The organism is Lentibacillus kapialis, assembly GCF_014646635.1.
GTDB lineage: Bacteria > Bacillota > Bacilli > Bacillales > Amphibacillaceae > Lentibacillus > Lentibacillus kapialis.
The window spans coordinates 1-23,902 of record NZ_BMNQ01000035.1 but is presented as its reverse complement, the minus strand read 5'-3'; the positions used below and the strand labels follow the sequence as shown (position 1 = coordinate 23,902).

Genomic DNA, 23,902 nt, shown 5'->3' with positions numbered 1-23,902 from the left:
TTCCACTCTTGAATACATGGGACGTAAGTTATATATTTCTATTTTGTGTCAGTATGTTAAATCTTAAGTAAAGTAGCTTAATACAATCAAAGCCAAGATACAACCTTGAAAAGTAAATTTTTCCCATTACTACTGGAAAGATGAATAACAAATAAAAATTAGCTTATGAATTTAGGATAGGAGAGATTTAAATGAAGAAATCACTTTACATTTTGATAGCATTATTATTGTCAGCAGTTATGTATGGATGTTCTTCAAGTGGTGCAGTTGAGAATGATGCTGACAACAACAAAGAAAACAAACCAACAATAACTTTAGCTGAAACAAATTGGACTAGTACTTTAGTACCAACAGAAATAGTCAAGAATATATTAGAGAATATGGGATATAAGGTAGAAGGACAACAAGCTGAATTAGGGGCTGTTTATACCGGTTTGTCAACTGGTGATGTTGATATATTTATGGATTCATGGGCTCCACAACAAAACCAATATATGAATGAATATTCCGATACAATAGAGAGAATATCAGCAAGTTATGAAGATGCGAGAGCGGGCATGGTTGTTCCTAAATATATGGAGGATATTAATGATGTTGGAGATTTAAAAGGTAAGGAAGACATGGTAAATAATGAAATCTTGGCAATAAGTGAATCCGATCCAGCAATGGAAGACTTACAAGACATCATTGATGCGTATAATCTGGATGTAGAAATGATTAATTCTTCAGAGGGAGCTATGTTGGCAGCAGCTAAAGCAAAAATTGAAAAGAAAGAACCAGTTCTGCTGTATGGCTGGGAGCCACATAGCATGTTTCAACTACTTGATTTGAAAATATTAACAAATAACAAGGTTCCAGAAATTTATGGAGATACTTCTGTTCACGTTGTTGTTAATAAAGGATTGAAAGAGAAGGCACCTAAAGCTTACAAATTTTTAAGTAACTGGAGCATATCTATAGATGATATGGAAGACATGATCACCAAAATAGATAATGGGCAAAACCCCGAGGATGTTGCACAGACATGGGTTGAAAATCATCAAGATAAAATTGATAAAATGAAGGGCGATTAATGATTATTATGTCTTTTATTTATACCTTCGTATAAACAAACCATATCTAATATCAGAGATCAATTGCTTTGGGTTTAATTAGTTATCAAATCGCCCATTATTTTTGAAAAGGGGTGTGTTCATTGGACAAGAAAAAGTTATTCATCAACGGTGAATGGATTGAATCGAACACTGAAAGAACCCGAAATATTTTTAACCCGTACAACCAGGAAATCATCTCACTAGTTTCAGAAGGTGATAAAAGTGATGCAAGAGCTGCGGTTGCTGCGGCTCGCAAAGCATTTGATGAAGGGGACTGGGCTGCAACACCTGCTATCGAACGCGGCAAAATTGTCCATAAGATTACGGATTTAATCGAACGTGACAGAGAAGAACTGGCTGAGCTGGAATCCCTCGACACAGGTAAAACCGTGGAAGAAAGCCGCTGGGATATGGGTGACATTGCTGGCGTTTTCCGTTATTTTGCTGAAATGGCCGACAAAGACGACGGTGCAATCATTGAATCGCCTATTCCGAATTCAACCAGCAGAGTAGTTCATGAACCTGTCGGGGTCTGCGGGCAAATTACACCGTGGAATTATCCATTGCTGCAGGCGTCATGGAAATTGGCGCCGGCACTGGCGGCGGGCAATACACTTGTGATGAAACCAAGCGAGATTACACCACTCACATCGATTAAAGTGTTTGAGTTAATGGAAGAAGCAGGGGTTCCTGCCGGTGTTGTTAACCTGGTGCTCGGGCCCGGCAACACTGTTGGTGCTGAGCTTTCCGAAAACGATGATGTCGATTTGATATCATTCACAGGTGGTATTAAAACAGGCAAACGGATAATGCAGGCGGCCAGCTCCAACGTAAAAAATCTGGCACTCGAACTTGGCGGTAAAAATCCGAATATTATATTTGCTGATGCCGAATTGGAAACCGCCGTAGACCAGGCGATGAATGCAGTATTTTTCCATGCCGGACAAATCTGTTCAGCAGGCACCCGCTTAATTATTGAAGAAAGTATTCATGATGATTTTGTGGAGGCATTGGTTGAACAGGTGAAGAAAATCAAGCTTGGTAATGGTTTTGAGGCATCGACTCAGATGGGGCCGCTCATTTCCGGGGACCATTTAAATAAAGTTATTCAATACGTGGAAAACGGTAAAAAAGAAGGTGCAATTGTCGCTGTCGGTGGCGGGCGTCCGGAAGACCCCGAACTGCAAAATGGCTTCTTCTACTTGCCGACTGTTTTGACCGATTGCACTACGGATATGAGCGTTGTGCAGGATGAAGGGTTTGGTCCGGTCATCACGGTGGAAAAATTCACGACTGAAGAAGAAGCAATCCGGCTTGCCAATGATTCGATTTATGGCCTATCAGGTGGCGTCTTTACCAATGACATCGCCAAAGCGGAGCGCTGTGTGGCAAAAATGCGGATGGGCACGGTTTGGATTAATGACGTCAACCTGTACTTTCCGCAGGCGCCATGGGGTGGCTATAAACAATCCGGTATCGGTCGCGAACTTGGCAAAACAGGCCTTGAGGAATACCAAGAAATAAAACACATTTACCGTAACTTGAAACCTAAACCTTTGAAATGGTTTAACTAAATGCCCATTACGATGTTCCTTATGTAATAAGAATAGGGCTTGCTCCGATTGGAAGAGGTATATTTTGATATACTTGCTCGTAGCGCCAACGGGATAATTCTTCACGATCGGAAGCTTGCTCCTTTAACCATGTCTGCATTGTCATCTTCAGTTATTGATTAAATGGTCAAATATGTTTAGTTACAGATGTTTTTTAAATATTCTCTGACCTTTTTTTCAACAAGTTGATCGCTATATAAATATGTATAAATGACAGATTCAAATACTAAGCCAGTAGTAAATATAATTAACGAGTGGGCCAATTCGTTAATATTTCTGAAATGTGTAATATACCCACTCTTATACAGAACCCTTAAAATATTCTTTGCAAAATTAAGATTTACTCTACGATATTCTTCATTTAGCTCTTGATATTCTGGATTCATAGTTGCCATTAAAGTAAATTTTACCCATATATCATTTTCCATTCTTTCTTCCTCTGTATGAACTTGAATAATTTGTTTCACCATATGAACGGCGTTTTCAAAATCATCTTGATCAGCCTGCCCTATTTTTTGCATTCTCTCTTCAAATCTTTGAAAAATAACGTCCATTGCGAAAGTATAAATGTCTTTTTGTTTTGGAAAATGAAGTTGAACAGAACTTAAGGATAACCCCGCTTTTTTAGCGATTTCCCGTAATGAGGTCTTCTCGAATCCATGATAATAAATGACGTAAAAAGCTGCTTCAACAATTTTATCTCTTCTTTCATTATAATCAACTTTTTTAGGCATATAGACTATCACTCCTTGAATTTTATACTTATATTGTAACATTTTTAAAGTCAGGTGACTTATAATAGTGCATCTACGATAAGACGTAATCTAATAGATATCGGACAATTAATATACGTTTGCTGAAAAGGGGTGTTTATGACATGTGAAAATGTATTTTAAACATTGAAAGTTTTACTTAATTGAATTATTATATTCCCTTTTTAGAAAAAAGGTTTACAACAATTCACATATTTGATATATTAATTTCAAACAAAATTAAAAATTCTGTTTTTCTAATCATGGTGAGTATGGGAGGTAAAAGGTTGGAAGCAATTGATTACGAACTAAAACCCAAAGTAAAACAGTTCTTGAAAGAAGATGTAGGTCTTTACATTAATGGAGAATACGTACAGTCGGTCAAAGGAAAAACATTTGATGTTATTGACCCTGCAGCTGAAGAAGCAATTGCCCAAGTTAATGAAGCACAATCGGAAGATGTTAATAATGCCGTGAAATCGGCAAGAATAGCGTTCGATGATGGTGAGTGGTCAAAAATGAAAGCGTTTCAAAGGTCGCGTCTCATCTACAAGCTTGCAGATCTTCTGGCAGAAAATCGTGAAGAACTTGCTCAGCTTGAGGCTCTGGATAATGGTAAACCATACAAAGTCGCTTTGGCTGATGACGTCGATGGTTCAATTGAACACTTTCGATATTATGCAGGATTTGCCACGAAAATTGAAGGAAAAACAACACAAGTATCACCAGATTACGTTAATTATACGGTACACGAACCTGTAGGAGTTGTAGGTCAAATAATCCCTTGGAACTTTCCTCTATTAATGGCTGCTTGGAAACTTGGATCAGCTCTAGCGGTTGGGTGTACAGTTGTGATTAAACCTGCAAGTGAAACGCCACTTTCACTGCTTTACGCAGCTCAGCTTTTTCATGAAGCTGGCTTTCCTGACGGCGTGGTTAACGTCATTCCCGGATCAGGTCGAGTAGCTGGTGATGCTATTGTTACGCACAATTTAGTTGACAAAGTGTCTTTTACTGGATCCACGGAAGTTGGAAAAGAGGTGATGAAGAAATCTGCGGATCAAGTCAAAGGTGTTACGCTCGAGCTAGGTGGCAAGTCACCTACAATTATCTTAGAAGATGCAAACATAACAGAAGCCATTGAAGGGGCATTTACTGGAACGATGTATAACCATGGTCAGAATTGCAGTGCATGTACACGAATCTATGTTCACCGTCAACACTATAATCAAGTAGTTCAGGCATTGGCAGAACGTGCTAATATGGTGAAATTAGGTGCAGGAATGGATGAAGAAACAGACATGGGACCTCTTGTTTCGGAAAAACAAAAACAAACCGTACTTGGCTACATCGACCAAGGAAAAAAAGAAGGGGCACGTCTTGTTGCAGGAGGAGAAGTAATCTCTGGTAAGGGCTATTTTGTTCAACCAACCATCTTTGCGGATGTTGAAGATGATATGACTATTGCACGTGAAGAAATTTTTGGTCCGGTAATGGCGGTTTTCGTTTTTGATAACGTGGAAGAAGTGATTAAAAGAGCAAATGATAGCAATTATGGTTTGGCAGCTAGTGTATGGACAGAAAATATAAAAGCAGGCCATTATATTGCCGGTAAACTCCAAGCAGGAACTGTCTGGCTTAATGATGTTTGTCAGGAATGGGAGACAATGCCATTCGGCGGATATAAGCAATCTGGTATTGGACGCGAAATGGGAGGAGAGTATGGATTAAAAAATTACACAGAAGTAAAAAGTGTTTATCTTAACATTGAACAGATTAATGATTGATTTTTGTTGATTTGGACGAAAAAATTTGATTTTACGAGGAGGATAAATATGTTTAAGCCTTTTGGCGTGATTCCGGCTTTACCTACACCTATGAATGAGGATTACAGCATTGACTTCAATGGGATTGAACAAATCATAGATTATGTAATAGACGGGGGAGTGAATTGTCTTCTAGCAGGGGGAAGCGCTAGTGAATATTCACTTATGAGTTTTGAGGAAAGAAAAGAAGTAATTAAGTTTGTTTGCAATCATTCAAATGGCAGAGTACCGATCATGGCAGGTACAGGGTGCCATCGAACAGAAGATACAATTGAACTTACGCAGTATGCAGCTGAGGTTGGTGCGGATTGTGCGTTGGTCATTACTCCATATTACATGCAAACAAGTAGACAAGGAATTATTGATCATTTCAAAACAGTAGCAGAAAACTCTAGCATTGGGATTGTGTTATATAATTATCCCGAAGTCACTAATGTCGAACTAGATCCAGAACTTATTTACGAATTAAGTCAAATAGATGGAATTGTTGGCATAAAAAATACTGTTGAAATGCAGCATACTAGCAAACTTATTAATTTGACAGAAGATAATGATAATTTTTCGGTATTAACTGGTTACGAGCATCTAATTCTTCCCACATTGGCTACCGGAGGGCATGGAGCAATTGGAGTTGTTCATAATCTAGTGCCGGAAAAGATTGTTCAATTATATGATTTAGTCATCAATGAGAATAATATAAATGAAGCGATTAAACTTAATAAAGAACTTTTATTACTATATAACTGTATAGAAGAAGAGCCAGTTCCAGGTACTGTTAAGGCAGGATTAGAAGTATTGGGGATTCCTGGAGGGAAAAGCAGATTGCCATTAGTACCTGCATCTAAGGAATTTAAGTCTAATATAAAAGAAATATTAACTGATTTAAAAGGATCAAAACTGGAGGGTGTCAAGTGAAAGATGTCATCATAATTGGCGGGGGAATCGCTGGCTTGTCGGCTGCATGGCGTCTTAAACACCACAACATTTCACTTTTAGAATCCGATAATCGTGTTGGTGGTCGTATAAAATCCGAAAGACGAGGAAATTATTGGATGAATTGGGGTGGCCATTTATTTGGCGGCCCTAATTCAGCCACAGAAGAGCTTTTGAAATCAGTAGGGGTAGAAGCGCTACCAGTACCAGGTGTGTTAGCTGCAATGTTTATGAATGGAAAACTGGTTAAAGATGGTCGAGTGGAGACATATCCTTTTAAAGTTCCTATGTCATGGAAATCCAGATTCGCTCTAATTCGGGCTGGAGCTAAAGTACGTGCAGCTGTTATGAAATACGGAAAGGTAGCTAAATTTCGTCCTGGAGAAGATTATAAGGTTCAGCAACAACGCGTTCTTGATTTTATGAATGATAGGACTTTTACAGATTTTGTAGGGGAATTGCCATTGGATGCTGATGCAATCTTTAGGCCCACAGTAAGTCGTTCCACTGGAGATCCTGAACAAATATCTGCAGGGGCAGGAGTGGGGTATTTTAACTTAATCTGGGATAAAAGCCAAGGATTATCGCGAAATATTGTTGGCGGCCCGTCAACTCTCACTGAAACGATTGCAGTATCATTAGGCAATCGAGTACAACTGAATGCTAAAGTAAATGAAGTGTTTCATAAAGAGAACTCCGTTGTCGTCCGATACACCCAAAACGGATTAGAACATGAAGAGGAAGCGCGTTATGCTATTTTAGCAACACCAGCTCCAGTTACACGTAGAATAGCAATCGATATTGAACCGAAAATTGGGGAAGCTCTTGATAAAATTACCTATGGCCCACATGTTAGCGCCTCCTTTTTGACCAATGAAACAGATCCTCAAGTGTGGGATAACTTATATTCTATAGCTACCCCTAAAAGGTCTTTTGATGTTCTGATTCATAATTCTAATCTCAATCATTCAACTGAAACCGTGAGACAACCGGGTAGCAGTTTCATGACTTTTTCGCCGGCAGGGCGCGGTCATAAACTTATTGACAAGTCTGACGAGGAAATTATTCAAATATATCTAAAAGACCTAAACGAAATGTTTCCCGGGTTCAGTAATCATGTAGTTGAAGCCCAAGTTAGCAGATGGCCATTAGGCTCAGCCTATGTTTTCCCAGGTCGTGCGAAAATACAATCAACTTTAACACAACAGCCTGCTGGTAGGTTACTCTTAGCTGGTGATTATTTGGGTACGTTTTATACCGAAACGGCTGTCCAAACGGGGTTCAATGCAGCACAGAATATAAATAGCTTACTGGGAACCGGGGATTTTGAATCCCGGAAAGAGACGAAACTAAAGACTGTGGTTTCTAATTAATTAAATTGCTTTATTGACTGCCCATAATATATGGGAAATTCAAAATTTAATATTTAAATGAGATTGTGTTTACATGTTGTAAAGTAGTAATCAAACATTCATATAGTCATGTTAGAACATATCAATAAGGCTTTATAAAGAAAGGCAATGTGATTAGGAGAATCATCTGTGGTATTTCACTATTTATTAGGAGGAAAAGTATGAGTAAAGTTAAAACAATGGAGGAAATGCCTTTAAGTAAAATCCATTTTAAAATTTTTGCCTATACCAGCGGTAGTACATTCGTTGACGGATATGTTTTAGGAATTATTGCTGTTGCACTTTCTATCATGCAACCTTATTTTGATATGTCTCCAATCGTTACAGGTTTGATTGGAGCGGCAACATTAGCGGGTATGTTTGTTGGTGGAACATTCGGAGGCTTTCTTACTGATCTGGTTGGCCGAAAAAAGATGTTTATTCTGAATATGCTCATCCTGGCTATTCTGTCAATCCTTCAGTTTTTTGTTCAAGATCCCTTGCAATTGTTCATGTTAAGATTTTTCATAGGTTTTGCGTTAGGGGCAGATTACCCTATATCAGGAGCTCTAATGACAGAATTTTCACCGAAGAAGCATCGCGGCATTCTGCTCGGAGGGATAAATGGTCTCTGGTTTATCGGTTACGCCGTTTCCTTTTTGGCCGGTTATTTTATGCTATCCATAGGTGATGAAAGCTGGAGATGGATGCTTTCAAGTAGTGTGGTTCCGGTTGTTTTGTTATTGATCGCGCGTATGAATATGCCGGAATCCCCTCGTTGGCTAGCTAAACAAGGTAGGGAAAAAGAAGCAAACGCTATTGTTAAAGAAATATTCGGAGAGCATGTTATTATTTCGGACGAAAATGAGAGTACTGAGAAAACTACCTTTCTTGATATATTTCGTAATGGTTATGGGAAATGGGTTATTTTCGTATCAGTTTTTTGGTCGATTCAAGTTATGACCACCTTTTCAATAGGGACCTATATTCCTGAAATATTAGGGCAATTTGGTGTTAACGACGGTTCGCAGGAATATCTAGGATCGGCAGTCATTAATATTCTTTATCTTGCTGGTTTATTACCGATTCTTTATCTCGTTGAAAAGTATGGAAGAAGGCCTACGCTGATTTGGCCACTTTTAATAACTTCCATCACTTTATTAACATTGGGAGCAACCTCCGGATTAAATATCCCATTTGCGTTAATTTTGGCTCTCTTTGTAATCTATGGAACGTTTAATACTGGGATGGGAGCCCATCAGTGGATATATCCGTATGAGCTTTTTCCAACCCATATTCGGGCTACGGCAGGCGGATTTACCACCGGAATAAGCCGTATCGCCTCTGCCGTTAGTACATTTGTATTCCCGCTCATTTTGGGAAATTTTGGTTTGGCAAATACATTGTATATTTCTGGAGCGCTGCTTTTCATTGGATTTTTAGTTGCTGTATTCATGGCACCGGAAACAAAAAATATGAGTATTTCACAAGCTAGTTCCATTGATAGTGGGAGACCACAAGAGGACAGCTTTACACAAAGCAAAAAAGTTAAATAGATAAAACTGTTTAAACGCCCCAAGCACTGATCGGAGTAACAAAGTGACTTAGTTAGTACTGGAGTGGAAGCTATGAAAAATAAAGTATTAAATCTTAGAGTTTACCTTGTCACAATTGCTGGTGCGACATGTTGGGGGTTAATTGGTTTATTTATTGATCCATTGTACGCTCGCGGCTTCACACCATGGGACGTAGTTGCCATTCGAGGAATTTTCACCTTTGTTATTCTTATCCTATTTATGGCTATATTTTATCGCGACCAGTTACGTACCAGATTTAAGGATCACTTTTATTTCGCTGGTGCAGGCATTTTAGGTATTGCCTTTTTTAACTATTTTTACTTTCAAGTCTTTTCTAAATCAAGTCTGTCTCTTGCAGTAACCCTTTTATATACGGGGCCACTATTTGTAACCATTCTTTCACGACTTTTTTTCAAGGAATCTTTGACTATTCGTAAAGGTTTAGCACTTGTTCTTGCTGTTGCAGGTTGTGCGTTTGTCGTAGGGTTGTTACCATTTGGCCAACAAGGTATACCCGTGAACACCTTGTTAATGGGAATTTTTTCGGGATTTTGTTATGCATTGTATAGTATTTTTAGTAAGCCTATCACAAAACAATATTCTGCATTAACTATTACTACGTATACGTTTCTTTATACAAGTATTTTTATGTTTTTGACAAGTGACATTATGAAGGATACTGGTCAATTTCAGCATTTAGAGGTTTGGGTATATGCCGTGTTGTTAGCTTTAGTGGGCACGGTTGCAGGTTACCTTTTGTATGCCTCAGGATTGAAGTATCTGGAAGCTAGCAAGGCTTCTATTTTAGCGACAATAGAACCTATCGTTGCAGTAATAACTGGCGTACTTTTTTTTGGGGAATATCTGCGAACTTGGCAAGTGTTAGGAATTGCGCTGGTTTTGTATTCAGCAATCCTGGTTGCAGGAAGACGGAGAAAGGTTAAAAAAGTAGTTGACTTGAAACAGGATAGAATTCGTGAATTGTCTTAATGTCAAAGTGAACTGGACGACTATTGGATGCCGGTAGTTGTTCCATCTATATTAAGCAGAGTCTATTTGGGAAAGCTAATTTTTGATTGGTTCATCTTCTGTAATGAGATATAATATATTATAGTCATAATCTCGGATTGCTGTTGTAGAAGGTGAAAGGAGATGCAAATGGTCTCACATAACCAATCAATCATTGATGCAATTATTAATATTAAGGATTTTCTACCCAAAAAACAAAGGCAACTATGTGATTATATCTTGAAGAATTATCAATCAATTGGGTTAACAACGGTTAAAGGGCTTGCAGATAATGCTAAAGTAGGCGTTTCAACTGTTATGCGTGCGATAAATGCATTAGGCTATAACAACTTTAATGATTTTCGAAAAGATATTTTTGATGAATGGTTGCCTGATGATTCAAAATGGACATTAAATAAGTCCATTTCGGAAATCCCAAATAAGGAAGAGAGTGCTCCAACTATAATACAAGTTTGGAACGAGTCCGTGAATATGCTGGATAAATCATTGGATTCAAACTTGATAGAAAATTTCGAATATGTGATTGATATTATACTCCATTCAAGACAGCTTAATGTTCTCGGAACAAGACCCTATAAAGCAATGGCTTTATATCTTGAACAGCTGCTTGGGGAATTTTATTCTAAGATAAGACAATTAAGCCATGATACCGAAGTACTTTTTGATAATATATTACAAATTGAAAAGGATGAAGTTTTACTGATTTTTGCTTTTGAGCCATACACTAATCGAATTATACAAGCAGCTATGCTGGCCAATCAACTGGGTATTAAGATTATATTGATAACGGATTATATTTCTTGCCCTATTATTCGTTACGCTTCCGTAACATTACAAGTTGAAGTGAGCAAAAAACAGTATTCCGTGGTACCAATCGTTGCATTGATAGAGGCGTTAGTTATTGAAATCGGAAAACGATCTTCTGAAGAATCAGTTAAAAAGTTAAAAAAACTGGAGAGAACACTGCTTGAAAATAACGTCACTTTTTCATATTAAAAGACTTTGTATTAAATTAGGGGTCAACACCAAAATCTATGGTTGAAATGAATGAGTGAATATAGTAGTGAAACTAGCTAGCGGAGGAAAAACACGGAGACTCCTGTGGGAATGCGCAGTGTGAAGACCCCGCAGAAAAAGCGACCTTCTTTTTCGAGGAGGCTGAGGACAAGCCCACGGAAAGCGTAGTGTTTTTCCGAAGCGACTGCTGACGTCAAAATGACATCTAATTTGTCAACCATAGATTTTGGTCAACAGCCTTAAATTAGATCAATCATATAATTGATAAGCTTGTGAAACCTCGAGAGAAAACCAGTCAAGTACGAGCGGGATGATGTAATAGACGCTCAACAAATACTGCCAAATCAATGATTGTAAGGATTATAAACGTGATTGATTTCTGAAAGCCTTACATCTTATAGAAATATAGCAGTTATCGCAATTCTCATTCCGATTTTTTCTCTTATTCCTGCAATCTTACTTGCAAGTGTGGGGATTTATTAAAGGATGAAGCTAGAATCACATAGAAAGCATCTATTACCTGATATTTCAGACTATATTATCCTATGAAGGAGGAATCGTAAATGGTTTCAAAGGAATCTACTATTGGGATTATCGGTGCTGGAGTTATGGGAAAAAGTATGGCTCGGAATCTGCAAAAAAGTGGATACCCAATCAACGTATTTACCCGAACAAAAGAAAAAGCACGTGAATTATTGGAAAACAATGCTACCTGGAAGGATTCGGTTGCCGAATTAGCGAAAGACTCTGATGTAATCATCACAATGGTCGGCTATCCATCCGATGTGGAGGGTGTTTACTTTGGAAGCGCCGGTATTATTGAAAATGCTAGACAAGGTACGTATGTCATTGATATGACAACCTCCAAGCCGACTCTTGCAGTAGAGATTGCCCGTAAAGCAAAGGAAAGAAATATTCATGCGATGGATGCTCCTGTATCGGGAGGTGATGCAGGGGCGAAAAATGGTACACTCGCCATCATGGTCGGTGGTGGTCAGGAATCATTTGATGAAGTTAGGCCTTTATTTGAAATTATGGGTGAAAACATAATATTACAAGGCGATGTAGGTGCTGGTCAGCATACAAAAATGGTAAACCAAATAGCTATTGCTACAAATATGATTGGAGTATGTGAGGCTATTGTATATGCAAAAAAAGCTGGATTGAATCCATCATTGGTCCTTGACAGTATTTCAACGGGTGCTGCAGGAAGCTTCTCATTATCAAAATTGGCACCACGCATGCTCGCGGGTGATTATGAACCGGGATTCTATGTGAAGCATTTTATTAAGGATATGACAATTGCGCTCGATTCTGCAGAGGAAATGGGGCTATCAATGCCAGGGGTTGAACTTTCACATCAGTTATATAAGGAACTTGCGGAAAAAGGGGAAAATGATAGCGGAACACAGGCGTTGATTAAACTTTTTGAAGGGTATTAATAAAATCTTTTGTATCATTTTGTTGGTGAGTTATCATTCAATTCTTTTGGGCATTTGACTTTCCCCCACGATCATCGATCATACGTAATATTAGAAAAAACTCGGCATCCGCCTCGCCTTATAGCGAATGCCGAAGCTTTTTTTGCAGTTAAGAAGTACAAATTATTTCTTACTGCATAAGTGCAACTAAGGCTTTCGCCATTAAAGCTTGGCGATAAACCAAGTTTTCTTATATAAGGTCATCCATCATTTATACTTTCTGACGTTATAAAAAAGGCGATAGCTATTGCCCATGTCTAATAGCTATCGCCTATTATTTGTTAGCTTTTCCAGTTCTGACTGTAATTAAGCAGACAAAAGGATAATTGAATTGCGGCAGAGGGATAAAGCCGAATTAAATGGTTGTAAGTTACTGTCATACCACGTATAATGCGAGAGTTACATGATTTATTTTAATTGAAAGAAGTGGGTAATACAAATGACAACGCAACCGTATAACAAAACGTTAATGGCTGCTCTTCTGCTAGCAGGTTCATTTATTGCGATTTTAAATCAAACACTTATGATTACAGCTATTCCTCCAATCATGGATGAAATGAATATTTCAGCTAATTCAGCTCAATGGCTGACTACTGTCTTTATGCTCGTCAATGGGGTCATGATTCCCGTTACTGCATTTCTAATTGAACGGTTTACAACACGTCAGCTTTTTATGACGGCAATGAGTGTATTCGCGATCGGTACGGTTGCAGGAGGCCTTGCTCCGAATTTTAGTTTATTATTGGCAGGAAGAATTATTCAATCAGCCGGCGCGGGGATTATGATGCCGCTCATGCAGACGGTTTTCTTGTTAATTTTTCCTGTTCATAAACGAGGAGCAGCGATGGGCTACATCGGGCTGGTTATCTCTTTTGCACCGGCTATTGGGCCGACTTTGTCCGGCTGGATAACGTCTCAGTATTCCTGGAGATTCTTATTTTTACTTATTTTACCTTTAGCTATACTCATTATCATCATAGCTTATTTCATACTGAGGAATGTTACAGAACTCACCTATCCGAAACTTGATATCCTATCGATCATCTTATCTTCCGTCGGTTTTGGCGGACTGCTGTTTGGATTCTCAAGCGCCGGGAACTATGGGTGGGACAGTGAAAGGACCATTGTCATTCTTACAGTTGGTGTTCTTACCCTTCTTGTCTTTATAATGCGGCAATTACGCATGCGGCATCCGATGTTGGAATTCAGGGTATTCAAATACAATATATTTACAATTACAACGGTAATTGGCATGATCTCGTTCCTTGGATTGATCGGCTCGGAGACATTAATTCCGCTCTATATGCAGAATATGAGAGATTTCACGGCTATGGAATCCGGACTTGTTCTCCTTCCCGGAGCTCTTGTCTCTGGGTTAATGTCCCCGATTACCGGGCGGATCTTTGATCGAATTGGAGCTCGCTGGTTAGCAATTATTGGCTTGATTATTATGACTGGCGCGACCCTGGCCTTTGGTTTCCTGGGTACAACAACGACTCTGGTGTTCCTGATCGTTATGTATGCCGTTCGCATGTTTGGCTTCTCAATGGTGATGATGCCCGTGACGACAGCAGGTTTGAATCAATTGCCACAAAAATTGATTCCTCACGGTACGGCCATGAACAATACGATGCGGCAAATCGCAGCATCTGTCGGAACCGCGGTTCTCGTTACGATTATGACGATGACAGCAGTTAACTCTCAACAGGCACCATCTATTTCAAACCCTGATATTCACGGAGTCAACGTTGCTTTCCTAGTTATTACAGTTTTATCGTTCAGTGGAATTATCTTATCTATTTTTGTTAAAAAAACCTATCCACCGACTGATGATGCGTCTGAATCTGTGGAAAAAGAATACGATAAGAAGAAATCGGTGAATGTATAAAACAAGAAGTGAAATATGATAGTTTTAAATGTCACCTTAAAGAGCGTTTTCGTATTAAGCATCTCACGTTTACGAAAACGTTCTTTTTCTTCGATATATAACCTGCTTTAATCAAAATTATATTCAATAAATAAGTATTTTGGAGTAATATGAAGTAATTTTAAGAAAAAATAAGATAAACTTTATACAATAAAAACTTTACAAATTTTTTGTGCTGTATTAATTATATAGGACTTTGATTTCTATTAGCGTTTGCATTATTCTAAAAAAGAGTCAAAAAACGATATTTAATACGTTAGGAGTTATTAAAAATGAAGAAAACATTATTTATTCTAATAACAATTGGGTTATCAATAGCCATGTATGGTTGCTCATCAAGTGGCGATACAGGTGATTCGGAAGATACAGGTGATGGAGATAAACCAACATTAACCTTTGGCGTCACAAATTGGACAAGTACCGTTCCACCGACAAAAATAGCTGGTAAAATATTAGAGAACATGGGTTATAAAGTAGAAGAGATAAATGCCGATGCTGGTAGTGTTTATACCGGTATGTCAAATGGTGATATTGATATATTTATGGATTCATGGTATCCAGCACAAAGACAATATATTGAAGAGTATTCTGATTCAATAGAAAGTATTTCCGTCAGTTACAGTGATGCAAATTCAGGAATGGTTGTTCCTAAGTATATGGATATCAACTCCGCTGAGGATTAAAAGGTAAAGAGGATATGGTAAATAATGAAATGTTTGCAATTGGTGCAGGCGATCCGGCAATGCAGGACATGAAAAAACTTATCGATTTTTATGATCTGGACATTGAAATGACTAATTCCTCAGAAGCAGCTATGCTAGCAGCTGCTGAAGCAAAAATGAAAGAGGAAAAGCCTGTTTTGTTTTATGGTTGGCGCCCCCATTCGATGTTTGATAAATACGATTTAAAAATACTGACAAATAAAAAAGCCGCCAATCAGAAGGGATTGTTTGATAAGAGTACGATTCATATTATTGCCAATAAAGGATTGGAAGAGAAAGCACCCGAGGCATATAAGTTTTTAAGCAACTGGAGTATATCTATGGAAGATATGGAAAAAATGATCGCCGAAATTGATAGTGGTAAGGATGCCGACGACGTCACACAAGCGTGGATTGATAACCATCAGGATAAGATTGACAAAATGAAAAATGGAAAATAAGAATTGGTTACATGTTGTTTATTCAAATTTTTCATATGCGTCATTGAGTCATGACATGACGGTCAGGTGCTTTGCTTGGCCGTCATTTTAGTAATTCACATACTTTAATGATAAGCAAATCGTTTAGGGGAGGAACATGAAATGATGGAAATAGCTAACGATCCAATTATGTGGAAAGACCTCATCGAAGGGACGGAGGTCAAAGGCTTAACAAGGAATGATCAGTTTGCCGCCCCTGATAATGCTCAAAATCCTTCTGCGGAATTTGAAGGTACTTTAATGTTGGAAGGCACGCAAATGGGTATGGCACCGGAGTTAAGTACGAACAAAGTGCACGGCAACGATATTACTTTTTTCCCGGATGTGTCTTTAGAATTTTTTACCGTCGATGACAAATATCTCGTTCCCGTAACGCAGGATGTTATTCCAAATGGCACGCTGGAGAAAACACGAAGCTACTGGGATATCATTGTCCAACCGGGGCGCGTTTGGAGTAACCTTGACCAAGATAACGGATGGAATCGTGCGTCATTTCCATTTTCTCTCGTCAATCGCTTAGAAGGCGAAACGCATATGGGGATCGCTATGTTCCTTTATAAAGAAGATAAAGTGTCACATGTTCGATTTCAAATAGTTGCACAGACAGGGCCCTTCGATGTATCGGGTTATTTTAACGCCTGGGGAATTACGAAAGCTTCATATAATCCCGGTGGAATAGATAATCTGGAGAATCACAAAAATATTTATCGTCTTCATCTTGAGAACTGCTTTCCAACTGCACCACTCCATGAATTAAAACAAAAGGTCGGAGATAAAAATTTAGCGGTGTTTAATGGCGCAAAAAACAAAGCCGAGGAAAAACATGTTCTTCAGACCGGTCTGTTCTATGAAGGGGTGCTGTACCGATCACCTTGCCATTTCGCAGCTGGTCCATTTCCATATGGCGATGACATACGTTATGGCGTTTGGTCGGTGACAAAAACGGCGATGATGAACGTGGCCATGTTACGTTTAGCACAGAAGTATGGATGTGGCCTGCTTGATGAGAAGATTGCCAACTATATACAAATGCCGGAGTCCCTAAAAGAGTGGAATGATGTCACATATCTGGACATGGCTAATATGGCTTCAGGTCGCGGAGCCACCACCGACGACCCAACATGCTATTTATGTGATTATCACCGGTGGTATTTAGCTTTATCAAAAAATGAAAAGGTTACGGAATCATTAAACTATCCACGGGTTTGGGAGCCGGGAACGAAGTACAATTACCGTGATCAGGACGCATTTCTTCTTGGTGTGGCTCTTGAAGAATATCTTAGGAGTAGGGAGGGTGAGGACGCCACTTTGGATCAGTTGCTCAAGAAGGAGGTATACGAGCCAATTGGAATATACTATGCGTCAGTAAATCGCAGCATCGAGGACAACGGTTCATCTGGTCATCCCAGAATGGATTTCGGTTATCACGCCACACTGGACGACTTGACTAAAATCGCTTTGCTCTATGAAAAGCGTGGTAACTGGAATGGTAACCAGATACTACATCGCCGGTTGGTGGACAGCATATTGCCAAAACAAGAGCCACCTTCTTTAGCTATTCCAAAGGGAGAGCAGAATGAATTTGGGCCTAAATATTATGCGATGAATTGGCATATTGAACCTTACCGCTCACCAGAAGGAAGCCGGCTTTATCTACCGAACATGAAGGGGTATGGTGGTAATCTTGTTACGCTCATGCCCGGCCATGTCGTCGGATTTCGAATGGCAAACGCGTTAACATCTTCGGATTCGGATGACTTTGACTCTACGGTGCCCCAGGCGAGAGCAGGCGAACAACTTGTATCTTTTTGCAAGGGTAATGACAGTAACAACGATTAGTGTGTTTGGTTGATTCGTTCCTGTTATTTTTTGATAAGTGTGTCAGATAACACTGGATATTAAGTAGAGAGAGTGCATCGATAGAAGCTGCCGATTTGACAGAGCCGGCGGTTTTTCTAATTTTCGTTCAAGATGCAGTGCTATTGGATTGGCTCAAGTTCACATGATTTTCGCTTAAGTTCACATAATTTCCGCTCAAGTTCACAAATTTCCGGCTCAAGTTCACAATTTGTTCGCTTTTTTCTAGTCAAAATGACACCCAAACTTGCTAATATGGTCATTCACGAAATTTAATAAAGGATTTTGTCGCTCGCGGATACGATAGTCCTATACCAATATGAATCCATTTACCCATTTCCTGGGTCTACTGGTTAAATTTAACGCACTTAAAGAGGGCATTGAAACTTTATTGGGTAAGTGGAACGATCATTGATTATTAATAAATGGCAGCTTTCTAAGGCAGGTATGACCTGTCTTAGAAAAGTACTGCAGCACACATATCTTTATATGAAACATTCTATAAGATAAGTGATGAGGGCGTCTTGAAATGAAATATGATGAGGTCTGTTACTTTTTGTTAAACACAATGATATCAGAAGCGTTATGTACATCGTATTCGCCATTTAGTCTAAGCACAATTTCATCTCCGGAATCAAAATCATAGATGTTAAAGGTGCCATTTAATGTGGTGTAGTATTGTAATGGAATGCAAGCATAACGCTCTGTTATTACCACAGTTGATATATCCCCCCGACAGCCATTAGGGACAAACGTTATAAACCTCTCATTACCAACTCTAAGGCAGCCGATGTCCGATACTGTTGTGATGATGTGAACGGGAACTTGATTTCTGATGTGTTTGATGATGTTAACGTCATTATTAGTTTTGAACGTATAGCTTGATTTGTTCATACAGCCTCCTTTCTGCTGTTTTCACGACATGTTCGCGTTTCAATCCTTCCTATATATAATACACGTCTTGATCCCGTTTTAAACACATTCGCAAACAGAACCACTGATGCTTTGGTTGGCGCGTTTCCTCTTTCTCTGCATGTATAGATGCATAAAAAGAATAGTTATTCAAATAATAAGAACGCACTTCGCTGAAATGGGATTTCACTTAATAGGCCTTTTTCTTTATGGTACGCGGAGGAGCAGTATATCTAATGTTAGGAGAGTGACAAGTGAAAACAATTCAACGTATCGCCTTAGTGTTAGTCATAATCGGTGCGCTTAATTGGGGACTGATCGGACTGTTTCAATGGGATTTAGTAGCAGCCCTTTTTGGCGGACAGGGTGCTGCATTGTCCAGAGTCGTATATACATTGGTCGGAATCGGTGCTTTGTTCTGCTTGCCATTAGTATTTGACACGATTGATGAAACAGATCATGTTGATGATGGTGCAAGGAGATCCGAAAATTTCAATTATGCGACGGAATTTAGTGAAGAGAATGAACCATTTCGTGATAAGTAATACCATTTAAGGAAAAATTGGTTCGTTAAACATTACAGATCGATATAAGATGAGACTGTCGTTAATGAAAGCGACAGTCTCATGTATTGTCCGGGCTATCAGTGTCAGCATGTAGAACCCCCCATGCTGTAACCATGATTATCACTCTTATTATCTTCAACATATTTTTGACTTTTTACCGGGAATTCACTGTGAAGCAAAAGATTGTGTTACGATTTCCATGTGAGAGATGAGAAAGTTTGAATGGGAGTGATAGATATGATGAATGAAACTGACAAGCCCTTTAAAAAACGTCATTATAAACCTTGGATTATCACACTATCGATTATCCTTATCAGTGCGGTGGGTCTTTTGGCCGGAATGCCGGGTGCAGAGGACTTTGATGCATTTGATCTTACTATTTTGCCGCTTTTGAATGCCATATTTAACAGTTTTACATTTGTATTTTTAATCTGTGCATTGGTAGCCATATTAAACAAAAAATATAAGGTTCATAGCCGGTTTATTTATGCGGCTTTTGTGACAACATTCCTTTTTCTATTATCGTATGTCACCTATCATGCGTTGGCACCATCCACGCCATTTGGTGGAGAAGGTGCCATTGCTGCTTTGTATTACTTTATTTTAATCACACACATTGTTCTGGCTGCAGCAATTGTGCCGCTTGCCCTTACAAGTGTGGCACGTGCATGGAACAGAGAGTACGAACGGCATAAAAAAATCGTACACTGGACAATGCCAATATGGCTGTATGTCAGTATAACAGGTGTGCTTGTTTATGTTTTGATTTCCCCTTATTATTAGGCTTGAGGCGGGGACTTTCCGGCCGCACCTTAGAAAACTTGACTTATCGCCAAACTTAATGACGAAGGCCTTAGTTGCACTTATGCAGTAAGAAATAATTTATACTTTCTGAGCTGCCAAGATAAGAATAGGATGTATTTATATGACCTAAATGCATTCTATTCTTCTATACGTTTGGGTGATCATATGTTAACCCCTTTTTCACGGAGGTTTTTCAGACATTGTTGTAAGTACGCATTATTGTGTTCCGGATAGCCTGCCTCATCTTTTGTATAACCGACACTTTCACTAGTGTGCGGCGGGCAAAATTTACCACGGTAATAGGGGTCTTCCCAGCGTTGGTCATGATGATATCCTCTTCTCTGCATTTCATTCATAACTTTCATATGGTAGACATAAAGTTTATAAGGTGTATAATCAAATACATAATTGATAGTGGCGTGCTTTTTCCCCCATCCTTTACCACGGAGGGCACAGCATTCCCGGTGCTGACCGAGCAGCTGTTGACGAGGAATTTCCGGCAAAAGCCCTTCATGCCATAAACGCATCTATATCTCCTCCTCAGGCTGTAATCCCTGCCAAAGCAGTTGGATGATCTGCTTCGCTGTTTCGTCGATAGTGTCGGGATGATCACTTTCATTCCTGTAATTGCCCGCTTTTAAAAGGGAAAGATAGGCATGCGTTGCGAATGTTGGATTAATATGACGTATTTCTTTCTGCTCCATTGCATAAACAAACGCGTGTCTGATCGTTTGATACATGGCTGTTTCGGCATTGGTTATCTCCTCAAGCTGTTCGGGTGTTAGCGCGTTATCAACCCCTTTCATAAATCCATCCATATCAAAATTCACGGTTGCTTCCAGATGTGCTTTTGTGATGTTGAATAAACGGGTTTTCAATGGAATTGATTCCTGAAGCATCGTATTAATGCGTTCACGAATGCGGACCATCATTTGGACCATTGTTTTTGTGAATAATCTCGCCTTACTGTCATAATGGTAATAAACGGTAGCTTTTGTTAAGTCACATTGTTTTGCGACATCGTCAACCGAAACATTCTGGTATCCGTATTCAATAAATAATCGTGTTGCAGCCTGGATGATTAACTCAGATGTGGGTTGTGTTCGATCACTTCTGCGCGGTCTGCCTAAAGGTCGCGTTTTCTTGACTTTCAAAACATTCTCTCCTTGCTTTATATCAAGCTTTGAGTGAATTATATCATACAAAAGCGGTGAAAAGGTGAATTATTAATTGATAATTAACTAACCGGTATATATAATTATTGCATAGGGGTGCTTTACATAAATCGTTCTTGCATGGACGCGTATGTTTGCTTAGAAAAACTCGGCATTCGCCTCGTCTTATAGCGAATGCCGAAGCTTTTCTTATAAGGTCATCCATATTTTATACTTTCTGACGTTATTAGAAAAACTCGGCATTCGCCTCGTCTTATAGCGAATGCCGAAGCTTTTCTTATAAGGTCATCCATATTTTATACTTTCTGACGTTATAAAAAAAACTTATAAGTACCAAGGAGAGGAAGGTTTGATGAATTTATTACAGAAATGGGGAAGGTATGTTTCGGGGCGTAAAAGCCGGTTTGTAACACTTGTGATATGGATGCTCGTGATTGGATTGTTTACATTTATCTGGCCACACGTGAATCAGGAAGAAACAGCGTCGAACAACTTATTGCCCAAAGACGCCATGTCAGTTGAAGCAAAGGAAATAATCGATGAACAATTTCCAAATGACAAAGGTGTGCCGCTCTTGTTGGTATGGTATCGAAATGGCGGGTTAACTGAAGCTGACTATAATATGGTTCAATCACTTTATCAACAATTGAAGCAGGAGCCGCTTACATCTCAATCGATGGTTCCGGATTTTGCAAAAGCACCGATTCAAGCGTTGAAAAAACAGGCTTCAAGTGATAACGAGGTGCTGGTTACACCAGTGTTTTTTGAAAAGGATGCATCAACAGAAGCACTGCAAGAAGGCACAGTTGCGTTAAAGAAAGAGATGAAAAAAATCACAGATAAAAATCCGTTTGATGGAGATATATCGAATGATGGACTGCATCTGCGTATGACAGGTCCTGCCGGTATTCAGACGGATGCAACAGAATTATTCGGCCAGGCAGATGTTACGTTACTGATTGCAACGGTCGTGCTTGTATTAGTTTTACTGGTTGCTCTGTATCGTTCGCCTATCCTTGCTGTTGTCCCTTTAATTAGTGTCGGGCTGGCCTATGCTCTGGTTAATCCTTTGCTGGGATTCATGGCCAGTCAAAAATGGATTGAATTAGACGCTCAAGCCGTGTCGATCATGACAGTTCTACTCTTTGGTGCTGGAACCGATTACTGCTTATTTCTTATTTTCAGATATCGTGATGAACTGCAAGTGGAGGCGAATAAATATACGGCGCTACAAAAAGCGATTGGTCATTCCGGCGGAGCCATTATGATGAGTGCTTTGACGACTGTGATTGGACTCTTATCGTTATCATTAGCGCAGTACGCATCCTACGACCGGTTTAGTGTGCCATTTAGTCTGGCTATTTTCATTATGGGAGTGGCAGTACTTACATTATTGCCGTCCATATTATCGATCCTTGGCAGAACCGCCTTTTTTCCTTTCATTCCCCGTACAGAAAACATGGCAAATGAATTGGAGGCCAAAAAAGGGAAACCGGTCCGGCATCCTAAAGCGAGAAGCCGTTTCAGTAACGCTATTGGCAGGTTGGTGACAAAGCGTCCATGGTACATTATTGTGATTTGCACCATTTTCCTCGGCGGGCTTGCATTATTCGCACCAAAAATCCCATTTACCTATGGTGTACTTCAGTCGTTTCCTGAGGATATGCCTTCACGTGAGGGGTTTACTATTATGGCAGACCATTATCCGCCAGGTGAAATTGCTCCAGTACAGGTGATTGTTGACACAGAAGGTAAAGACCTTTCATCCTTGCGTGATAAAATCGCTGCAATGGATGTGACGCAAAGTGTTAGTGAGCCAAGAACTGGTGAGGTGAATGCAAATTATCAGGAATTGGAATTAATATTGTCCATTGATCCTTATTCAACTAAGGCAGTTAATCTCATTCCGGATTTAAAAGCTGATGTTGCAGAATCGCTTGAAGAAGCGGGACTTGAGGATGCATCCCAACATGTCTGGATTGGTGGTGAAACAGCGAACCTTTATGATACGGAACATGTAACAAGTCAGGATCAGCGTATCATTGTTCCCGTTGTACTCTCGATTATTGCGGTATTACTGCTTGTATACCTCCGTTCTATTGTCGCGATGGTCTATTTGTTACTGACGGTCGTCCTGTCATATTTATCAGCTCTGGGACTGGGATGGCTCGTGCTGCACTATGGTTTCGATGCAACGGCGATGCAGGGGTTAATTCCGCTGTACGCATTCGTTTTTCTTGTTGCCCTTGGTGAGGATTACAACATTTTCATGGTATCAACCATTTGGAAAAACCGCCAGTTTATGTCCATGAAAAAGGCTGTATCTGAAGGTGTCAGTCAAACAAGCGGTGTCATCAGTTCAGCTGGATTGATTTTGGCTGGAACATTTTCGGTGCTGGCTGTCATGCCCATTCAGATCCTTGTTCAATTTGGGGTGGTTACCGCCATTGGTGTTCTAATGGATACATTTATTGTCAGGCCTTTGCTTGTCCCGTCCATTACGACACTGCTGGGCCGGTTTGCCTTTTGGCCGGGGAAGATGTGGAAGGAAAAGTAAATATGCTGCTCCTATCATATAAGAGAGGGTGACGCCAAAGCCGGTTGGCTTGTGTCAGCCTCTCTTAGTGCGCCGGGCATGTGCTATGTCTAGGGAGTGAAAGTCTCCTGCGGGCTTGGTAGTAGGAACCGCTAGCCAAAGACAAGGGTGTCCACTGCGAGGTGGAATCGGAAGGAAGTCGGCGGCAAAC

General features: G+C 39.6%; 20 protein-coding genes. 16 read left to right on the top strand and 4 right to left on the bottom strand.

Features of this window, described 5'->3' with window-relative positions:
* The first annotated feature begins 191 nt into the window (after nucleotides 1–191).
* Together IEW67_RS11705 and betB are read left to right on the top strand one after the other, a co-directional pair.
* Nucleotides 192–1,073: a glycine betaine ABC transporter substrate-binding protein gene (locus tag IEW67_RS11705; protein WP_229671795.1), complete on the top strand. Its 882-nt coding sequence runs from the start codon at nucleotides 192–194 to the stop codon at nucleotides 1,071–1,073.
* Nucleotides 1,074–1,195: 122 nt separating this feature from the next.
* Nucleotides 1,196–2,668: a betaine-aldehyde dehydrogenase gene (gene betB / locus IEW67_RS11700; protein WP_188633259.1), complete on the top strand. Its 1,473-nt coding sequence runs from the start codon at nucleotides 1,196–1,198 to the stop codon at nucleotides 2,666–2,668.
* 176 nt (nucleotides 2,669–2,844) lie between these two features.
* On the opposite strand, the gene IEW67_RS11695 is transcribed toward betB, so the two are convergent.
* Nucleotides 2,845–3,441: a TetR/AcrR family transcriptional regulator gene (locus IEW67_RS11695; protein WP_188633258.1), complete on the bottom strand. Its 597-nt coding sequence runs from the start codon at nucleotides 3,439–3,441 to the stop codon at nucleotides 2,845–2,847.
* 290 nt (nucleotides 3,442–3,731) lie between these two features.
* Between IEW67_RS11695 and IEW67_RS11690 the strand changes: the two genes are divergently transcribed.
* The 11 genes from IEW67_RS11690 to IEW67_RS11645 all read left to right on the top strand — a co-directional run bounded on the left by IEW67_RS11690 (nucleotide 3,732) and on the right by IEW67_RS11645 (nucleotide 17,680).
* Nucleotides 3,732–5,246 (top strand): aldehyde dehydrogenase family protein, encoded by a 1,515-nt coding sequence (locus IEW67_RS11690; RefSeq protein ID WP_188633269.1) that lies wholly within the window; start codon nucleotides 3,732–3,734, stop codon nucleotides 5,244–5,246.
* Nucleotides 5,247–5,294: 48 nt separating this feature from the next.
* Nucleotides 5,295–6,200, top strand: coding sequence for a 4-hydroxy-tetrahydrodipicolinate synthase (dapA, locus tag IEW67_RS11685; RefSeq protein ID WP_188633257.1), 906 nt, complete (start codon nucleotides 5,295–5,297; stop codon nucleotides 6,198–6,200).
* Nucleotides 6,197–7,591, top strand: coding sequence for an NAD(P)/FAD-dependent oxidoreductase (locus tag IEW67_RS11680; protein ID WP_188633256.1), 1,395 nt, complete (start codon nucleotides 6,197–6,199; stop codon nucleotides 7,589–7,591). Before dapA ends, IEW67_RS11680 begins: the two co-directional genes overlap by 4 nt.
* Nucleotides 7,592–7,791: 200 nt before the next feature.
* On the top strand, nucleotides 7,792–9,165 hold the full coding sequence (locus tag IEW67_RS11675; RefSeq protein WP_188633255.1) for an MFS transporter: 1,374 nt from the start codon (nucleotides 7,792–7,794) through the stop codon (nucleotides 9,163–9,165).
* 72 nt (nucleotides 9,166–9,237) lie between these two features.
* Entirely contained in the window at nucleotides 9,238–10,176 is a 939-nt protein-coding gene (locus tag IEW67_RS11670) for a DMT family transporter (protein ID WP_188633254.1), read from the top strand.
* A 162-nt stretch (nucleotides 10,177–10,338) separates the two neighbouring features.
* Nucleotides 10,339–11,211, top strand: a complete 873-nt coding sequence (locus IEW67_RS11665) for a MurR/RpiR family transcriptional regulator (protein ID WP_229671791.1) — start codon at nucleotides 10,339–10,341, stop codon at nucleotides 11,209–11,211.
* A gap of 584 nt (nucleotides 11,212–11,795) precedes the next feature.
* Entirely contained in the window at nucleotides 11,796–12,674 is an 879-nt protein-coding gene (locus tag IEW67_RS11660) for an NAD(P)-dependent oxidoreductase (protein ID WP_188633253.1), read from the top strand.
* Nucleotides 12,675–13,152: 478 nt separating this feature from the next.
* The gene (locus IEW67_RS11655; RefSeq protein ID WP_188633252.1) at nucleotides 13,153–14,601 is read left to right on the top strand and encodes an MDR family MFS transporter; all 1,449 of its coding nucleotides are present in this window, start codon (nucleotides 13,153–13,155) and stop codon (nucleotides 14,599–14,601) included.
* Nucleotides 14,602–14,912: 311 nt separating this feature from the next.
* Nucleotides 14,913–15,323: a glycine betaine ABC transporter substrate-binding protein gene (locus IEW67_RS18350; RefSeq protein ID WP_268238666.1), complete on the top strand. Its 411-nt coding sequence runs from the start codon at nucleotides 14,913–14,915 to the stop codon at nucleotides 15,321–15,323.
* Nucleotides 15,324–15,337: 14 nt separating this feature from the next.
* Nucleotides 15,338–15,802: a glycine betaine ABC transporter substrate-binding protein gene (locus IEW67_RS18345; RefSeq protein WP_268238665.1), complete on the top strand. Its 465-nt coding sequence runs from the start codon at nucleotides 15,338–15,340 to the stop codon at nucleotides 15,800–15,802.
* 141 nt (nucleotides 15,803–15,943) lie between these two features.
* Nucleotides 15,944–17,680, top strand: a complete 1,737-nt coding sequence (locus IEW67_RS11645) for a serine hydrolase domain-containing protein (RefSeq protein ID WP_188633251.1) — start codon at nucleotides 15,944–15,946, stop codon at nucleotides 17,678–17,680.
* A gap of 567 nt (nucleotides 17,681–18,247) precedes the next feature.
* Here IEW67_RS11645 and IEW67_RS11640 read toward each other — a convergent pair.
* Nucleotides 18,248–18,592, bottom strand: a complete 345-nt coding sequence (locus tag IEW67_RS11640) for a hypothetical protein (RefSeq protein WP_188633250.1) — start codon at nucleotides 18,590–18,592, stop codon at nucleotides 18,248–18,250.
* A gap of 272 nt (nucleotides 18,593–18,864) precedes the next feature.
* Here IEW67_RS11640 and IEW67_RS11635 point away from each other — a divergent pair, with 272 nt between their 5' ends.
* Together IEW67_RS11635 and IEW67_RS11630 are read left to right on the top strand one after the other, a co-directional pair.
* Nucleotides 18,865–19,155, top strand: a complete 291-nt coding sequence (locus tag IEW67_RS11635; protein ID WP_188633249.1) for a DUF378 domain-containing protein — start codon at nucleotides 18,865–18,867, stop codon at nucleotides 19,153–19,155.
* 261 nt (nucleotides 19,156–19,416) lie between these two features.
* Nucleotides 19,417–19,959, top strand: a complete 543-nt coding sequence (locus tag IEW67_RS11630) for a DUF420 domain-containing protein (RefSeq protein WP_188633267.1) — start codon at nucleotides 19,417–19,419, stop codon at nucleotides 19,957–19,959.
* 182 nt (nucleotides 19,960–20,141) lie between these two features.
* Here the strand turns inward: IEW67_RS11630 and IEW67_RS11625 are convergent, their stop codons facing one another.
* Both IEW67_RS11625 and IEW67_RS11620 read right to left on the bottom strand, forming a co-directional pair.
* Entirely contained in the window at nucleotides 20,142–20,507 is a 366-nt protein-coding gene (locus IEW67_RS11625) for a TIGR02328 family protein (protein WP_188633248.1), read from the bottom strand.
* Nucleotides 20,508–21,134 (bottom strand): TetR/AcrR family transcriptional regulator, encoded by a 627-nt coding sequence (locus IEW67_RS11620; RefSeq protein WP_188633247.1) that lies wholly within the window; start codon nucleotides 21,132–21,134, stop codon nucleotides 20,508–20,510.
* A gap of 373 nt (nucleotides 21,135–21,507) precedes the next feature.
* Between IEW67_RS11620 and IEW67_RS11615 the strand changes: the two genes are divergently transcribed.
* Nucleotides 21,508–23,712, top strand: a complete 2,205-nt coding sequence (locus tag IEW67_RS11615; protein ID WP_188633246.1) for an MMPL family transporter — start codon at nucleotides 21,508–21,510, stop codon at nucleotides 23,710–23,712.
* Nucleotides 23,713–23,902: the final 190 nt, after the last annotated feature.

Bases quoted from the DNA above. Each gene is read 5' to 3' on its own strand.
- IEW67_RS11705 (WP_229671795.1), top strand. From the start codon at position 192: ATGAAGAAATCACTTTACATTTTGATAGCATTATTATTGTCAGCAGTT.
- IEW67_RS11695 (WP_188633258.1), bottom strand. From the start codon at position 3,441: ATGCCTAAAAAAGTTGATTATAATGAAAGAAGAGATAAAATTGTTGAA.
- IEW67_RS11690 (WP_188633269.1), top strand. From the start codon at position 3,732: ATGGGAGGTAAAAGGTTGGAAGCAATTGATTACGAACTAAAACCCAAA.
- dapA (WP_188633257.1), top strand. From the start codon at position 5,295: ATGTTTAAGCCTTTTGGCGTGATTCCGGCTTTACCTACACCTATGAAT.
- IEW67_RS11675 (WP_188633255.1), top strand. From the start codon at position 7,792: ATGAGTAAAGTTAAAACAATGGAGGAAATGCCTTTAAGTAAAATCCAT.
- IEW67_RS11670 (WP_188633254.1), top strand. From the start codon at position 9,238: ATGAAAAATAAAGTATTAAATCTTAGAGTTTACCTTGTCACAATTGCT.
- IEW67_RS11665 (WP_229671791.1), top strand. From the start codon at position 10,339: ATGCAAATGGTCTCACATAACCAATCAATCATTGATGCAATTATTAAT.
- IEW67_RS11660 (WP_188633253.1), top strand. From the start codon at position 11,796: ATGGTTTCAAAGGAATCTACTATTGGGATTATCGGTGCTGGAGTTATG.
- IEW67_RS11655 (WP_188633252.1), top strand. From the start codon at position 13,153: ATGACAACGCAACCGTATAACAAAACGTTAATGGCTGCTCTTCTGCTA.
- IEW67_RS18350 (WP_268238666.1), top strand. From the start codon at position 14,913: ATGAAGAAAACATTATTTATTCTAATAACAATTGGGTTATCAATAGCC.
- IEW67_RS18345 (WP_268238665.1), top strand. From the start codon at position 15,338: ATGGTAAATAATGAAATGTTTGCAATTGGTGCAGGCGATCCGGCAATG.
- IEW67_RS11645 (WP_188633251.1), top strand. From the start codon at position 15,944: ATGATGGAAATAGCTAACGATCCAATTATGTGGAAAGACCTCATCGAA.
- IEW67_RS11640 (WP_188633250.1), bottom strand. From the start codon at position 18,592: ATGAACAAATCAAGCTATACGTTCAAAACTAATAATGACGTTAACATC.
- IEW67_RS11630 (WP_188633267.1), top strand. From the start codon at position 19,417: ATGAATGAAACTGACAAGCCCTTTAAAAAACGTCATTATAAACCTTGG.
- IEW67_RS11625 (WP_188633248.1), bottom strand. From the start codon at position 20,507: ATGCGTTTATGGCATGAAGGGCTTTTGCCGGAAATTCCTCGTCAACAG.
- IEW67_RS11615 (WP_188633246.1), top strand. From the start codon at position 21,508: ATGAATTTATTACAGAAATGGGGAAGGTATGTTTCGGGGCGTAAAAGC.